Genomic DNA, 14,286 nt, shown 5'->3' with positions numbered 1-14,286 from the left:
ACAAGCCTTGATGTCGAGATCTGGCCAGTTGCAGCCGCCAGTTCCCTCCTGTTACAAAAACCGGAAGAACGCTCAAGGGCTGCCGGGGCCCGAGAAGAAACTTGAGAACTCTCTCCCTTTGAGCCGCGTCAGGTTTGGTAAACGGCAGCGCATGGATTATTTCGCCCAGCAGCTCATCAACGGTCTCGTCCTGGGCTCGATCTACGGCCTGATCGCGATCGGCTACACGATGGTCTACGGCATCGTCGGCATGATCAACTTCGCCCATGGTGACATCTTCATGATCGGCGGCTTCATTGCGCTGATCACCTTCCTGATCCTGATCTCGTTCGGCCTCACCGCAATCCCGGTGATCCTGCTCGTGGTTCTCTTGGTTTCGATGGCGATCACCGCGCTCTATGGCTGGACCATCGAGCGTATCGCTTACCGGCCGCTGCGCCATTCCTTCCGCCTCGCTCCGATGCTGTCGGCGATTGGCATGTCGTTCGTGCTAACCAACTACTCGCAAGTTACGCAAGGTGCCCGCGTCAAGCCGATTCCGCCCTTCATCACCGGCGGCTACACGCTGCATGAGAGCCCGGACGGCTTCGTGATCCAGCTTTCCAACATCCAGATCATGGTGGTCATCACCACCATCGTGCTGCTGGCGATCTTCACCTGGCTGGTCTCGCGCACCCGGCTCGGGCGCGACATGCGCGCCTGCGAACAGGACCAGACCATGGCGGCGCTGCTCGGCGTCAACGTCGACCGCACCATCTCCATGACCTTCGTGATCGGCGCCGCGCTCGCCGCGGTCGCGGGCCTGATGTACCTGCTCTATTATGGCCTGGTCGATTTCTTCATGGGCTTCGTCGCCGGGATCAAGGCCTTCACCGCAGCCGTGCTCGGCGGCATCGGCTCGCTGCCCGGCGCCATGCTCGGCGGGCTTGCGATCGGTCTGATCGAAACGTTCTGGTCGGCCTATTTCTCGGTCGAGTACAAGGACGTCGCGGCGTTCTCGATCCTCATTGTCGTGCTGATCTTCATGCCGACCGGCCTGCTCGGCCGTCCCGAAGTCGAAAAAGTCTGACGCCGCGTGACAGCTCCCTCGACCATGACGGCCAGATCCGCAACGGGCATCCTCACCCTCCTGAAGACGGCCGTCATCAACGCGCTGGTTGCGCTGGTGCTGTTCTCGCTGATGGTCGGTATCCGCACCGAGGCGGGCTCTTCCGGCCAGCTCACCTACTGGACGCGCTTCGGTGAGCTCGCCTCCCTCGTCGCCATCGTGTTCGGCGGCTCGATCTTGATCGAGCTGGTGCGGCAATGGATCGGTCCCAATGGCGGCGAGAAGCTGGTGCCGCGTGCGGTGCAGAGCGGTGTGTCCTTCATCGGCCGCTTTCTCGCGCCGGCGCTCCTGATCTTCACGCTGCTGGTACCTGTCTTCTTCTATGACCAGCGCTACATCCTCGACCTCGCGATCCTCGTGCTCACCTATGTCATGCTGGGCTGGGGGTTGAACGTCGTGGTCGGCCTCGCCGGCCTGCTCGATCTCGGCTACGTCGCCTTCTATGCCGTCGGGGCCTATTCCTACGGGCTGCTCGCCACCAATTTCGGCTGGTCGTTCTGGATCTGCCTGCCGCTCGCCGGCATCCTCGCCGCATTCTGGGGCGTGCTGCTCGGCTTCCCCGTGCTGCGTCTGCGCGGCGACTATCTCGCCATCGTGACGCTCGCCTTCGGCGAGATCATCCGCCTCGTCATCATCAACTGGCAGCAGCTCACCGGCGGTCCCAACGGCGTCAGCGGCATTCCGCGTCCCACCTTCTTCGGCATCCCGCTCGACAACAGCGATGAGGGGCTCGCCGCCAGGCTCGGCATCGAGTATTCGGCGACCCACCGCATCATCTTCCTGTTCTACCTGATCCTGGCGCTTGCGCTCCTGACCAACTGGGTGACGATCCGCCTGCGCCGCCTGCCGATCGGACGAGCCTGGGAGGCCTTGCGCGAGGACGAGGTCGCCTGCCGCGCGCTCGGCATCAACACCACGACCACCAAGCTCACGGCGTTTGCGACGGGCGCCATGTTCGGCGGCTTCGCCGGCGCGTTCTTCGCCACGCGCCAGGGCTTCATCAGCCCGGAATCCTTCACCTTCCAGGAATCGGCGCTGGTGCTCGCCATTGTCGTGCTCGGCGGCATGGGTTCGCAGCTCGGCGTCGCGCTTGCAGCGCTCGCCATGATTGGCGGCTTCGAGCTGTTCCGCGGCCTCGAAACCTATCGCATGCTGGTGTTCGGCATGGCGATGGTGCTGATCATGATCTGGCGGCCGCGCGGCCTGATCGGCCACCGCTCCCCCACCGTGTATCTGACCAAAGCGCAGGCGATCTCCTCCGACCTCGTCAAGGAAGGGCACGGATGAGCGGCGACAAGATTCTCAGCGTCGACCGGCTCACCATGCGCTTTGGCGGCATCGTCGCCGTGCAGGACCTGTCGCTCTCGGCTGAGCGGAAGAAGATCACCGCACTGATCGGACCGAACGGCGCCGGCAAGACCACCGTCTTCAACTGCATCACCGGCTTCTACAAGCCGAGCGGCGGCACCATTCGCCTGAAGCATGACGACGGCAAGGTCATCGCGCTGGAGCGGCTGAACGATTTCCGCATCGCCAAGCAGGCCAAGGTCGCGCGCACCTTCCAGAACATCCGCCTGTTTCCCGGCATGACCGCGCTGGAGAACCTGATGGTGGCGCAGCACAACCCATTGATGCGCGCCTCCGGCTTCACCCTCCTCGGTCTCCTCGGCGTCCCCGCCTACCGCGACGCCGAAAAGCGCGCGATCGATCTCGCCACCGACTGGCTCAGGCGGGTCAATCTGCTCGACCGCGCCGACGACGCTGCCGGCAATTTCGCCTATGGCGATCAGCGCCGGCTCGAGATCGCGCGCGCCATGTGCACCGAGCCCGCGCTGTTGTGCCTGGACGAACCCGCGGCCGGCCTCAACGCGCGCGAGAGCGCCGCCTTGGGCGAACTCCTGCTCTCGATCCGCGACGAGCTCGGCACCTCGATCCTGCTGATCGAGCACGACATGTCGGTCGTGATGCAGATCTCCGACCACATCGTGGTGATGGACCATGGCGTCAAGATCGCGGAAGGATCCCCGCGCGAAGTCCGTGACGACCCCAAGGTGATCGCCGCCTATCTCGGCGCCGACGAGGACGAGGCCGTGGCCGTGATGGAGAGCGGGACGTGACGTCGGCCCCCACTCCCCTGCTCGCGATCCACGGTCTTCGTGCCGCCTACGGCAAGATCGAGGCGCTGAAGGGCGTCGATGTCGAGATCAATGCCGGCGAGATCGTTGCCCTGATCGGCGCCAATGGCGCCGGCAAGTCGACGCTGATGATGACGATCTTCGGCAAGCCGCGCGCCCGCGCCGGCCAGATCCTGTACGAAGGTCGCGACATCACCGACGTTCCCACCCACGAGATTGCGCATTTGCGCATCGCGCAATCGCCAGAAGGCCGCCGCATCTTCCCGCGCATGAGCGTTGCGGAAAACCTCCAGATGGGGGCGGATGCCACCGGATGCACCGATGCGGAGCGCGAGGCGACGCTCCAGCGCGTGTTCACGCTGTTTCCGCGGCTGAAGGAACGCTTTGCCCAGCGCGGTGGAACCCTGTCCGGCGGCGAGCAGCAGATGCTGGCAATTGGCCGCGCCCTGATGAGCCGTCCCCGCCTGCTCCTGCTGGACGAGCCCTCGCTCGGGCTGGCACCGCTGATCGCCCGCCAGATTTTCGATGCGATCCGCACCCTGAACCGGCAGGACGGCCTGACCGTCCTGATCGTCGAGCAGAACGCCAACCATGCCCTCAAGCTTGCCCATCGCGGCTATGTCATGGTCAATGGTCTGATCACGCTGGCGGGGACCGGCGCCGAGTTGTTGCAGCGCCCCGAGATTCGCGCCGCCTATCTGGAAGGCGGCCGGCACGGCTGACGCCCCCAAGGGCGACTATGGGCGAACCACGTGCGGCCCAATGTGGCGAGATATCTCCGCCCACGCCCGTATTTTGCCGGTGACTTCTCGGCAATTTCATTCGAGAATGGGACCGGTTTGGACCGGGCAATCCCGGCAACTCCCACAGGCGACCACCCGCGAGGTATCTCATGAAATCACTGAAGCTCATCGGTCTGGCATTCAGCGCATCGCTCGCGCTGTCGAGCGCGGCATTCGCGCAGGATGTCAGCGTCGCAGTCGCTGGCCCGATGACCGGCGGCGAGTCCGCCTTCGGCCGCCAGATGAAGAACGGCGCCGAGATGGCCGTGACCGACATCAACGCCGCCGGCGGCGTCAACGGCAAGAAGCTGGCGCTATCCGTCGAGGACGACGCTTGCGATCCGAAGCAGGCGCGCTCGATCGCTGAGAAGATCGCCGGCGCGAAAATCCCGTTCGTGGCCGGGCACTATTGCTCGTCGTCGTCGATCCCCGCCTCTGAAGCCTATGCCGACGGCAACGTGCTCCAGATCACGCCCGCCTCGACTAACCCGCTGTTCACCGAGCGCAAGCTCTGGAACGTGGCGCGCGTCTGCGGCCGCGACGATCAGCAGGGCCTGATCGCGGCGCAGTACATCGCCAAGAACTTCAAGGGCAAGAACATCGCGATCCTCAACGACAAGACCACGTACGGCAAGGGTCTTGCCGATGAGACCAAGAAAGCGCTCAACAAGGCCGGCATCACCGAGAAGATGTACGAGTCCTACAACAAGGGCGACAAGGACTTCAACGCGATCGTCTCGCGCCTGAAGCGCGACAACATCGACCTCGTCTATGTCGGCGGCTATCATCAGGAGAGCGGCCTGATCCTGCGTCAGATGCGCGATCAGGGCCTCAAGACCGTGCTGATGGCCGGCGACGCGCTCGCCGACAAGGAGTACGCCTCCATCACCGGTCCGGCCGGCGAAGGCACCCTGTTCACCTTCGGCCCCGATCCGCGCAACAAGCCGACGGCGAAGAAGATCGTCGAGGCCTTCAAGGCCAAGGGCATCGATCCCGAGGGCTACACGCTCTACACCTACGCGGCGATGCAGGTCTGGTCGCAGGCCGCCAAGAAGGCCGGCACCACCGACCCCAAGAAGGTCATGGCGGCGATGAAGGCCGGCAAGTGGGACACCGTGATCGGCCCGATCGAGTATGACGCCAAGGGCGACATCAAGCAGATCGACTACGTCGTCTACAAATGGGATGCCAAGGGCGGCTACTCCGAGATCGCCGGCAGCGGCACCTAGCCCGCTGGCGTGGCCTCAGACCGACCAATCACCACCACGCCCCGGCTTGCCCCGGGGCGTTTCTTCTTGCGTGAGGTCAGACGGCTGCCGGCAGCTCGCCGCCGGCCGCGGCCTGGGCCTTTCGCGGGGCTTGCAGGAGATCATTCGGCCGAAACGGCTTTTGCAGGCAGACCACGTCGGCGAGGTGAGGCGATTCCATGAAATCGAGGGTCGTCATCCCGGACACCGCAACGACGGGCAGCGCAGGCGCGCGCTCACGCAGGGTCGATAACGTCGACGCCGCTGGTATCACCGAGGAAGATGTCGACGATCGCCGCGTCAAACGAGCTTTCCGCGAAGGCTTTCAGCCCGGCCGCACCGCTTTCAGCCTCTACGACCTCGAAACGATTGACCCGAAGCACGATCGCGACCATCGCGCGGACGTCCTTCTGGTCGTCGATGATCAGAACGCGAGGCATGGGGACAACTTCCGATATTGAGATCAAAATCGCTGATTCAAACCTGGAACCCGCCGGGACGGAGGGGCATTATGACACCACCCAGTAAAAGCGCATCTTACCCGTCCTATACCGCGTTCCCGCCGAAATTAAGTAATCTGTAACCTTCGGTTGAGTCGTCACCGGTTCCGTTCACGATGCGCGCCAGAACTCGCTACCATGAACGAGGCTGACGGCCGAATGAGACGAAGCGGAGATGCTCAAAACCCTGCTCAAAGCTGACCTGCTCAAGACCGACCCGCGAGAGGTGGACGTGCCTACACCGATCGACCGAAGCACATTTCTTTCGACCCTGCCGGCCACCTCGACCGACCGCAGCGCGGCATTGACGATTGTCGGCGTGTCCTCGATCTTGTTCGCGGCGGCCGTGCCCTTCGCGGGTACCCCGCTCCTGCCCGTCCCCGCCTTCGTGGCGAGTTATCAATCGGCGCTCGCGGTGAGCGACATCGTCACGGCAGTGCTGCTGCTGTCGCAATTTGCAGTCTTGCGGACCCGTGCGTTGCTGTGGCTCGCGACCGGTTATCTCTTCACCGCCGCAGCGGCGTTGGTCCATGCCCTCACCTTCCCCGGCCTGTTCACACCGACCGGGCTCTTCGGCGCGGGCCGGCAGACCACGGTCTGGCTCTACATGATCTGGCACGGCGTCTTCCCGCTATGCGTGCTGGGCTATGCCTGGCTGAAGGAAAAGGACGGAGGCCCGCGGGTTCGGACTGCGACGAGGAGGGCGATCTGCGCCAGCGTGCTCGGCATCATCGCCGCGATGGCGGTCTTCACTTGGATCGTCACCGTACAGCACGATCTGTTGCCGGTCCTGCTGCGCGACGGCCGCTACACGCCGACAATGATCGGTGTCGTGTCCTTCGTGTGGTCGCTGAGCTTTGCCGCGCTCGTCTCGCTCTGGTTCCGCAGGCCGCATTCGGTGATCGACGTCTGGCTCATGGTCGTCATGTGCGCCTGGCTGTTCGACATCGCGCTGTCGGCGATTGTCAACGTCGCACGCTTCGATCTGGGCTTCTATGCCGGCCGGCTCTATGGGCTCGGCGCGGCGACCTTCGTGCTCGCGGTGCTCCTCATCGAGAATGTCCGCCTTCAGGCGCATACGGTGGGCCTCGTCGGCAGGTTGCGCCAGCAATCGGCTTCGGAACGCGACTATTACGGCAAGCGTCTCGCCCTGTATGGCGCGGTGGTCGAGTCCTCCAACGACGCCATCATCACGAAAACGCTCGACGGCATCATCACCGGCTGGAACAAGGCCGCCGAACATCTGTTCGGCTATTCTGCTGCGGAGGCGATCGGCAAGCCGATCGACATCATCGTGCCGCCGGATCTCAAGGGCGAAGTCAGGAGCATCCTCAACCGGATCGCCAGCAACGAGTCGATCGCGCAGCACGAGACGATCCGCATCCGAAAAGACGGACGTCCGCTCGACGTCGTCCTGAATGTCTCCCCTTTGCGCACAGATCATGGCGAGATCATCGGCGCCTCCAAGATCGCGCATGACATTACCGAAGAGAAGCAGGCGAGAGAAAAGCTGCGCCGCGAGACCGAAGAACGCCAGCGCATTTTCGAGACATCGCAGGACCTGATCCTGGTCACTGACGGCTATGGCAATTTCGTCCAGATCAGCCCGAGCGTGAAGAACATCCTCGGCTACAGCCCCGAGGACATGGTCGGGCACTGCGCGACCGAATTCATCCATCCCGACGATCTCGAGAACACGCGGAGCGAGATGCGCGCGGCCCGGCGTGGCGCGGCCAAGCGCAGTTTCGAGGCGCGCTACTATCATTACGACGGTCACGAAGTCACGCTGAACTGGATGGGCACCTGGTCGGAGCCGGTGAAGCGCCACTTCTTCATCGGCCGCGACCTCACCGACAAGCAGGCCGCCGAAGCCCAGCTCCGGCAGGTCCAGAAAATGGACTCCATCGGCCAGTTGACCGGCGGCGTCGCCCACGACTTCAACAACGTGCTGACCGTCATCACGGGCACGATCGGCATTCTCAGCGACGCCGTCGCGGACCGGCCCGAACTTGCCGCCATCACCAAGTTGATCGACGATGCCGCCGAGCGGGGTGCGCAGCTGACCAAGCACCTGCTTGCCTTCGCGCGCAAGCAGCCGCTGCAGCCGCGCGAGATCGACGTCAACGCATTGGTGCTCGAAGCCGCCAAGCTGTTGCATCCCACGCTCGGCGAGCAGATCACGATCGTGCCGCAGCTCACCGAGGATGCCTGGCCGACACTGGTCGACCCGGGCCAGCTCTCCACCGCGATCCTCAATCTGGCATTGAACGCGCGCGACGCCATGCCCGACGGCGGCACCTTGGTGCTGGAGACGCGCAACATCTTCCTCGACGATGGCTATGCCAGCATGAACCCTGACATGGTCGCCGGCAGCTACGTGATGATTGCGGTCAGCGACACCGGCAGCGGAATTCCGGCGGACCTGATCGACCGTGTGTTCGATCCTTTCTTCACCACCAAGGAGGTCGGCAAGGGCACCGGCCTGGGCTTGAGCATGGTGTTCGGCTTCGTCAAGCAGTCTGGCGGCCACATCAAGATCTACAGCGAGGAAGGCCACGGCACGAGCGTGAAGATCTACCTGCCGCGCTCGACCGGGGTGCAGGAGACCGAGTTCGAAGCGCTCCAGAATGCGCCCATCGCCGGCGGCAACGAGAAGATCCTGATCGTCGAGGATGACGCGCTGGTGCGGCAATATGTTGTGACGCAGGTCAAGAGCCTCGGCTATACCGCGCTCGAGGCCGCCAACGGCGCCGAGGCCCTCACCATCATCGACAGCGACAAGACCATTGACCTGCTCTTCACCGACATCATCATGCCCGGCAACATGAACGGCCGCCAGCTTGCTGACGAAGCGCACAAGCGCCGCCCCGACCTGAAGACGCTGTTCACCTCGGGCTACACCGAGAACGCCATCGTCCATCACGGCCGGCTGGATTCCGGCGTGCTGCTGCTGGCCAAGCCCTACCGCAAGTCCGAGCTCGCCAAGATGCTCAGGACGGCCCTCGCCAGTTGAGCCTGCGACGTCTCTGCGCTATCGCAGGTGCGAACTCCTCTCAGCTCACGAGGCCAGTTTGAAAAATCTCCTCACCGACATCGCCGGCGTCCGCGTCGGCCATGCCGAAGACGCAAAAGTCGGCTCGGGCGCGACCGCGGTTGTCTTCGATTCTCCGGCGGTCGCCGCCATAGACGTTCGCGGCGGCGGACCCGGCACGCGCGAGGACGCATTGCTCGATCTTGCCAACACCGTCGAGCGCGTCGACGCCATCGCGCTGTCGGGCGGCTCCGCCTTTGGCCTCGATACCGGCGGCGGCGTGCAGGCCTGGCTCGCCGAGCAGGGCCGCGGCTTCCGGGTTCGCGAAGCGCTGATCCCGATCGTGCCGGGCGCGATCCTGTTCGACCTCCTCAATGGTGGCGACAAGGCCTGGGGACGCTTCTCGCCCTATCGTGACCTCGGCTACGCCGCGGCAGCAGCAGCCGCCGCCGGCACGGACTTCGCGCTCGGCAGCGTCGGCGCCGGCCTCGGTGCCACCACCGCGACGTTCAAAGGCGGGCTCGGCTCGGCCTCGGCGGTGACGCCCGATGGCGTCAAGGTCGCGGCGATCGTCGCCGTCAACGCGGTGGGCAGCGTCACCGTCGGCGACGGACCGTGGTTCTGGGCGGCGCCGTTCGAGGTGGACGGCGAATTCGGCGGACGCGGGCTGCCGGACAGATTCACCGACGACATGCTCCGCATGCGCATCAAGGGCGGTCCCGCGGCGAGCGCGCGCGAAAACACCACTATCGGCGCCATCGTCACTGATGCGGTGCTGACCAAACCCCAGGCCAAGCGGCTGGCGATGATCGCGCATACCGGTTTTGCCCGCGCGATCTATCCGGTGCACGCGCCGACCGACGGCGACGTGCTGTTCGCCGCCGCGACGTGCGCGAAGCCGATCGAGCCGCTGGTCGGCCTCACCGAGCTTGGCACGATCGCTGCCAACGTGGTCGCACGCGCGATCGCGCGTGGCGTCTACAGCGCGTCGGCCTTGCCGTTCGCGGGCGCCCAGCCGGCTTGGAGGGATCGGTTTGGCTAGAAGCGAAACGGAAATTAGGTTGAATCGATTGCCGCGGGCCGCTCACCTCTCCCGCTTGCGGGAGAGGTCGGCGCGAAGCGCCGGGTGAGGGCTCTCTCCACTAGGCGATTGTCCCATTGCGGAAGCACCCTCTCCCCAACCCTCTCCCGCAAGCGGGAGAGGGAGCCCACCTCCCTGTTGCAGCTATCGAGCTTCATCTCGTCATGCTTTAGCAACGAATCGGCGGATGCCGCGTTTGCCTGACGGGCTAAGGTGCACCGTCATGCCGTCTTCCGTGATCCGCTTCTTTCGCTATGCGCCCGATATGCGCGAGCTGAAGGTGACTTTCGTCAGCGGTCGCCTGTATGTCTACGAGGACGTTCCGGCCGAGGTCGTTGCCGCGTTCAAGGATGCGCGCTCAAAGGGAACGTTCTTCAACCAGCACATCCGTGACCGCTATGCCTGTCACGAGATCACGCGTGAATACTCCGGACGCGCCGGATCCTGATCACACGCTCATCGACATCGAAGAGGACGCGGTCGCGGACACAGCCTGCGCCTGACGCTGCATCATCTGCCCGAACCAATCATAGGGCGAATTGCCGCCACCATTCGCGCTTGAAGAGCTGGACGCGCCAGGCACAGTCGTCGACATCTTGAAACCGTCGGCATAGGTGACGGTGGTGGTGGTCGAGCCGTCGGCATTGGTCGTCGTCGTCGAGGTCGACCCCCTGCTTGCCTTCGACGAAGACTCCGATCCGCCGCCCGACGCATCGCCCGATCCGCCGGCGCCTTGCGCGTGATGGCGGCCATAGCCGCTCGTCAGCGCCTTCGACATCTCATCCAGGCTGATGCTGTCATCCGAGTTCGCATCCATCTTCGAGAACACGTCGTCGGCCTGCGCCAGATTGGTGCCGCCGGCGCCCAGCGCATCCTCGAACTCGGACTTGGTGATCTTGCCGTCGCCATCCGCATCGATCTGCGAGAACAGATCCTTCAGCGCCGCCTCCCGGTCCTTCGAGGTCGAGGACGCCGAACTCGACGAGGTCGAGCTGGTCGCCCCGCTCGCGCCGTCGGTCGACTGGCTTTGCGCCGCGAACAACGCATTCATCGTTTCGGGCGATATCTGCGGATACCTGCCCGAATTGATCGACGAGGTCGCGCCGCTGGTCGTGCTGCTGCTGCCGCTGTCGATCGCGAATGGATTGGTTGCGCCTTGGGAAGATCGCGTCTTCTGCGTTGCCGATGACGATTTCGAGCTCGTCAGCGACTGGATCACGTCGAGCGCACTGCCTACGGCACCGAGGGCGAACAACATTGCACAACTCCAACCGATGCGGCATGCCGCGGCCAATGTTCCGAAGACGACGTCAGCAAGAGATGACGCCAGAAAGAGACGTCAGCAAGCGTCGTGCCAGCGTGAAAAGCTCAATGAAATCCGCCTTCGCTGCGCCTTGCACGGTCCGGGAACACCGGCAATTCGTGCCGGTCGCGGCAGAAATTTCCGCCCACAGGAAGCAGCTTCCCCCTGCATTGCCCGCTGCGGAGGCCCATGTTAGGCGAGGCCATTCTTGTTTCGGCCGCCACCGGAAACCGCGCCATGACCCAAGCCTTCGCCCCCCGCCCCCTGGCCATAGCACCCTCGATCCTGGCCTCGGATTTCTCCAAGCTCGGCGAGGAGGTGCGCGCGGTGGATGCCGCCGGCGCCGACTGGATCCATCTCGACGTGATGGATGGACACTTCGTTCCCAACATCTCCTACGGTCCTGATGTCATCAAGGCGATGCGCCCGCACACGAAGAAGATCTTCGACGCGCATCTGATGATCTCGCCCTGCGACCCCTATCTCGAGGCCTTTGCGAAAGCCGGGTGCGACCACATCACCGTCCATGCGGAGGCAGGTCCACATCTGCACCGTTCGCTCCAGGCCATCCGCGTGCTCGGCAAGAAGGCCGGCGTCTCGCTCAACCCGGGCACGCCGATCAGCGCGCTCGAATACGTGCTCGACCTGGTCGACCTCGTGCTGGTGATGTCGGTCAATCCCGGCTTCGGCGGCCAGGCCTTCATCCCCTCCGCGATCGGCAAGATCCGTGACATCCGCGCGATGACTGCGGGACGCCCGATCGACATCGAGGTCGACGGCGGTGTCGGCCCTGACGTTGCCGGCGCGCTCGCGGCGGCGGGCGCCAACGCCTTCGTCGCTGGCACCTCCGTGTTCAGGGGCGGCACGCAGGAGGCCTACAAGACCAACATCGCGGCCATCCGCAACGCGGCGCTAGGGGCGCGCGGCGAAGCGATTTGAGCTGGATCGGGAGCCCGCAAACCTGCGGCTCTTAGCGGTGTTGCAGCGCGCAATGCCTAGAAACTGCAATCTTGATCCGTACTCACCCGGACTTCACTGATTCGCGCAAATCACCGCAAGTGACTCCTGCCTGCTTTTGACGGGAGCACATCATGACGACGACCCTGGTTTGGACTGGCGTAGCGTTGTGGTTCGGATTCAATGCGGCGATTGCAGCTCGCAGCCTCTACGTGGCGCGACCGGTGAAGGCCCCAACTTCGGCCCGCATCATCCCGCTTCATCGTCACCGGGACTGAGCGCGATGCAGATCGCACTCGTGAAGCGCCAGCCGAAGCGCAGGTGCCGGATCCCGCGTCGCCCGCATCTGAGCCTCGATGACTTGTTCGGCCGCCTCGAACGCGCCGACGGCACGCTGGACAACGATGCCTGGCCTGACAATTCGGACCTCGACCATTCGTTCTCCTCGCAGCGCCGACACTGAGATTTCCTTTTCCGGACCGCCCACCATGAAGCCGCACTGCCCGAACTGCCTGAAGGAAATGACGAAGGCGTCCGCGTCGCGCAACCTGTTCAACTGCGAGCCCTGCCGCGAGATCATCCAGTATTTTGGCGGCAGTGCGGATCACGGCGAGCCCGGCCCGCAATTCTCCTGGCCCATCCGCCGTAAGCGCGCTGCTCACACCGTCCACGCGGCCTGATCCGCCGTTCGGAGGCGCAGCCCTATCCGGCCGCCTCGCCGGCATCCGCTTCGGCTGCATCCCCCGCCATTCGCGGCGGCCGCACCACGGTGACGGTGCAGGCTGCTTCCGAGGCCACCTTGGCCGAGACGCTGCCGAGCAGCGTACGGCGGAACGAGCTCTGCCGTGCCCCGATGATGACGTGGTCGACCTGATTGACCGCGGCGAACTCCAGGATCGCAGCGGCGGGATCGACGGCTTCCAGCACATGAACCGACAGCCGGCTCTCATCCAGCTTGAGGGGCGTCGCCCAATGCCGGAGCGCGACCAGGCGGTCGATATGCTTGTTGGAGCCCTGCTCGTCGAGCGTCCGGTCGATCGCGATGCGGTTGAGCTTGAGCACGTTGAGGCAGGCAAGCCGCGCCGAGGGCAGTGTGGCGAGGATGCGCGCGGTCGTCACGCGGAGCGCTTCGTTCAGCTCCGGTGCGCCCTCCACCGTGTCGAGCGCCACCGCAAGAATTGGGCTCGACGCGATCTGCGCCGCGACATCCGACTTCGCCCGTGGCTGCATGATGCCCTGATTGAAGCGGCGCCGCCACGCGATGCCCAGGGAATCACGCTTCAGCCGTTCCGCGCGCGCGGTGAGCTTGACCTGATCCGGATGGGTGAGGTCGAAGGCGAGCTGTGACGCCGTTGGATAGCGCCACACCGGCTCGATCTCGAGGCAGCGCAGCACCACCTCCTGGAGCCAGGGCGGATAGTCAGCGCGCAATGCGCGCGGCGGATAGGGATCGCGCCACAGCCGGCGCCGCATCGCGCGCAACGTCTCACCCTCGCCGAACGGACGCTCGCCCGTAGTGAAGAAATAGAGCAGCACGCCGAGCGAGAACAGGTCACTGCGCGGATCGTCACGAACACCAAGCAGCCGCTCGGGGGCCATGTAAGGCGCGGTCCCGTAAGGCAGGCGAAATTCTTCCTGCAATAAATCAGGCAGATGGTTGTGGTGCGACAGGCCGTAATCGATCAGCACGGCCTCGCCGCTCTCGCGGAACATGATGCTGCTTGGCTTGATGTCGTGATGGATCACGTTCTGCCGGTGCAGGTCGGCGAGCGCGGTCGCAATCTTCGCCACGAGTTGCCGCGCCTCGTCATAGGGCAGCGGCAGGTCCGGCAGCCGCTTGTAGAGCGTCGTGCCGACGATGCGCTCGATCACGACATAGGCCTGGTGCGCGAAATCCCCGGTGCCGAAACAGGCCGGCACGTGCGGCCCTGCGAGCCGCGGCAGGATCATCATCTCCATCTCGAAAGAGACGATCGCGGCGGGATCCTCGCCCTCCGACACCCGCGGGATCTTCATCAGCATGGGCACATCGATGCCGGGATGGGTGACGGTCCACAGCGTCGCCATTCCGCCAGCATGCACGCACTCGCCGATGGTGAAGCCGTCGATCACAGCGCCTGATTTGACCAGCGGTTTCGGCAT

Annotated in this window: 14 protein-coding genes and 1 pseudogene; 12 read left to right on the top strand and 3 right to left on the bottom strand. The window is 64.5% G+C overall.

Annotated features, from left to right (window positions below):
- The first annotated feature begins 151 nt into the window (after positions 1 to 151).
- The 5 genes from ACNJX8_RS15940 to ACNJX8_RS15920 all read left to right on the top strand — a co-directional run bounded on the left by ACNJX8_RS15940 (position 152) and on the right by ACNJX8_RS15920 (position 5,254).
- Positions 152 to 1,069, top strand: a complete 918-nt coding sequence (locus ACNJX8_RS15940) for an ABC transporter permease subunit (RefSeq protein WP_128932939.1) — start codon at positions 152 to 154, stop codon at positions 1,067 to 1,069.
- Between the two features lie 24 nt (positions 1,070 to 1,093).
- Complete coding sequence (gene livM, locus ACNJX8_RS15935) at positions 1,094 to 2,395, top strand: high-affinity branched-chain amino acid ABC transporter permease LivM (RefSeq protein ID WP_439361324.1); 1,302 nt, start codon at positions 1,094 to 1,096, stop codon at positions 2,393 to 2,395.
- Positions 2,392 to 3,225 (top strand): ABC transporter ATP-binding protein, encoded by an 834-nt coding sequence (locus tag ACNJX8_RS15930; protein WP_128932937.1) that lies wholly within the window; start codon positions 2,392 to 2,394, stop codon positions 3,223 to 3,225. The genes livM and ACNJX8_RS15930 overlap by 4 nt, the downstream gene beginning before the upstream one ends.
- Positions 3,222 to 3,965 (top strand): ABC transporter ATP-binding protein, encoded by a 744-nt coding sequence (locus ACNJX8_RS15925; RefSeq protein WP_091888961.1) that lies wholly within the window; start codon positions 3,222 to 3,224, stop codon positions 3,963 to 3,965. Before ACNJX8_RS15930 ends, ACNJX8_RS15925 begins: the two co-directional genes overlap by 4 nt.
- 170 nt (positions 3,966 to 4,135) lie before the next feature.
- Positions 4,136 to 5,254, top strand: a complete 1,119-nt coding sequence (locus ACNJX8_RS15920; RefSeq protein WP_439361323.1) for a branched-chain amino acid ABC transporter substrate-binding protein — start codon at positions 4,136 to 4,138, stop codon at positions 5,252 to 5,254.
- Positions 5,255 to 5,330: 76 nt separating this feature from the next.
- Here ACNJX8_RS15920 and ACNJX8_RS15915 read toward each other — a convergent pair.
- Positions 5,331 to 5,712: pseudogene (locus ACNJX8_RS15915) on the bottom strand (response regulator).
- Between the two features lie 235 nt (positions 5,713 to 5,947).
- Here ACNJX8_RS15915 and ACNJX8_RS15910 point away from each other — a divergent pair.
- From ACNJX8_RS15910 to ACNJX8_RS15900, 3 genes are all read left to right on the top strand, one after another.
- A complete protein-coding gene (locus tag ACNJX8_RS15910; protein ID WP_439361322.1) occupies positions 5,948 to 8,785 on the top strand; it encodes a PAS domain S-box protein in 2,838 nt (945 codons plus the stop codon).
- A 58-nt stretch (positions 8,786 to 8,843) separates the two neighbouring features.
- A complete protein-coding gene (locus ACNJX8_RS15905) occupies positions 8,844 to 9,845 on the top strand; it encodes a P1 family peptidase (protein ID WP_128932933.1) in 1,002 nt (333 codons plus the stop codon).
- A gap of 262 nt (positions 9,846 to 10,107) precedes the next feature.
- Complete coding sequence (locus ACNJX8_RS15900) at positions 10,108 to 10,332, top strand: KTSC domain-containing protein (protein WP_128932932.1); 225 nt, start codon at positions 10,108 to 10,110, stop codon at positions 10,330 to 10,332.
- Here the strand turns inward: ACNJX8_RS15900 and ACNJX8_RS15895 are convergent, their stop codons facing one another.
- Positions 10,333 to 11,142 carry an EF-hand domain-containing protein gene (locus ACNJX8_RS15895; protein WP_439361321.1) on the bottom strand — a complete coding sequence of 270 codons (810 nt, stop codon included), beginning with the start codon at positions 11,140 to 11,142 and terminating at the stop codon, positions 10,333 to 10,335.
- 282 nt (positions 11,143 to 11,424) lie between these two features.
- Here ACNJX8_RS15895 and rpe point away from each other — a divergent pair, with 282 nt between their 5' ends.
- The 4 genes from rpe (at position 11,425) to ACNJX8_RS15875 (ending at position 12,824) form a co-directional block, all read left to right on the top strand.
- Entirely contained in the window at positions 11,425 to 12,126 is a 702-nt protein-coding gene (gene rpe / locus ACNJX8_RS15890) for a ribulose-phosphate 3-epimerase (RefSeq protein ID WP_439361320.1), read from the top strand.
- 152 nt (positions 12,127 to 12,278) lie between these two features.
- Positions 12,279 to 12,422 carry a hypothetical protein gene (locus ACNJX8_RS15885; RefSeq protein ID WP_164940187.1) on the top strand — a complete coding sequence of 48 codons (144 nt, stop codon included), beginning with the start codon at positions 12,279 to 12,281 and terminating at the stop codon, positions 12,420 to 12,422.
- Positions 12,423 to 12,427: 5 nt separating this feature from the next.
- Entirely contained in the window at positions 12,428 to 12,607 is a 180-nt protein-coding gene (locus tag ACNJX8_RS15880; RefSeq protein WP_128932929.1) for a hypothetical protein, read from the top strand.
- Positions 12,608 to 12,632: 25 nt separating this feature from the next.
- Positions 12,633 to 12,824 (top strand): hypothetical protein, encoded by a 192-nt coding sequence (locus tag ACNJX8_RS15875; RefSeq protein WP_128932928.1) that lies wholly within the window; start codon positions 12,633 to 12,635, stop codon positions 12,822 to 12,824.
- Positions 12,825 to 12,846: 22 nt separating this feature from the next.
- Here ACNJX8_RS15875 and ACNJX8_RS15870 read toward each other — a convergent pair whose 3' ends face one another.
- Positions 12,847 to 14,286 carry a serine/threonine protein kinase gene (locus ACNJX8_RS15870; protein WP_439361319.1) on the bottom strand — a complete coding sequence of 480 codons (1,440 nt, stop codon included), beginning with the start codon at positions 14,284 to 14,286 and terminating at the stop codon, positions 12,847 to 12,849.

This window comes from Bradyrhizobium sp. SPXBL-04, assembly GCF_051853035.1.
In the GTDB taxonomy this organism is placed as follows: domain Bacteria; phylum Pseudomonadota; class Alphaproteobacteria; order Rhizobiales; family Xanthobacteraceae; genus Bradyrhizobium; species Bradyrhizobium zhanjiangense.
This window is presented reverse-complemented; position numbering and strand designations above follow the sequence as displayed.

What these genes read in the sequence shown, in the direction of transcription:
- ACNJX8_RS15940 (WP_128932939.1), top strand. Translation starts at nt 152, where the DNA reads ATGGATTATTTCGCCCAGCAGCTCATCAACGGTCTCGTCCTGGGCTCG.
- livM (WP_439361324.1), top strand. Translation starts at nt 1,094, where the DNA reads ATGACGGCCAGATCCGCAACGGGCATCCTCACCCTCCTGAAGACGGCC.
- ACNJX8_RS15930 (WP_128932937.1), top strand. Translation starts at nt 2,392, where the DNA reads ATGAGCGGCGACAAGATTCTCAGCGTCGACCGGCTCACCATGCGCTTT.
- ACNJX8_RS15920 (WP_439361323.1), top strand. Translation starts at nt 4,136, where the DNA reads ATGAAATCACTGAAGCTCATCGGTCTGGCATTCAGCGCATCGCTCGCG.
- ACNJX8_RS15910 (WP_439361322.1), top strand. Translation starts at nt 5,948, where the DNA reads ATGCTCAAAACCCTGCTCAAAGCTGACCTGCTCAAGACCGACCCGCGA.
- ACNJX8_RS15900 (WP_128932932.1), top strand. Translation starts at nt 10,108, where the DNA reads ATGCCGTCTTCCGTGATCCGCTTCTTTCGCTATGCGCCCGATATGCGC.
- ACNJX8_RS15895 (WP_439361321.1), bottom strand. Translation starts at nt 11,142, where the DNA reads ATGTTGTTCGCCCTCGGTGCCGTAGGCAGTGCGCTCGACGTGATCCAG.
- rpe (WP_439361320.1), top strand. Translation starts at nt 11,425, where the DNA reads ATGACCCAAGCCTTCGCCCCCCGCCCCCTGGCCATAGCACCCTCGATC.
- ACNJX8_RS15885 (WP_164940187.1), top strand. Translation starts at nt 12,279, where the DNA reads ATGACGACGACCCTGGTTTGGACTGGCGTAGCGTTGTGGTTCGGATTC.
- ACNJX8_RS15880 (WP_128932929.1), top strand. Translation starts at nt 12,428, where the DNA reads ATGCAGATCGCACTCGTGAAGCGCCAGCCGAAGCGCAGGTGCCGGATC.
- ACNJX8_RS15875 (WP_128932928.1), top strand. Translation starts at nt 12,633, where the DNA reads ATGAAGCCGCACTGCCCGAACTGCCTGAAGGAAATGACGAAGGCGTCC.
- ACNJX8_RS15870 (WP_439361319.1), bottom strand. Translation starts at nt 14,286, where the DNA reads ATGCCGAAACCGCTGGTCAAATCAGGCGCTGTGATCGACGGCTTCACC.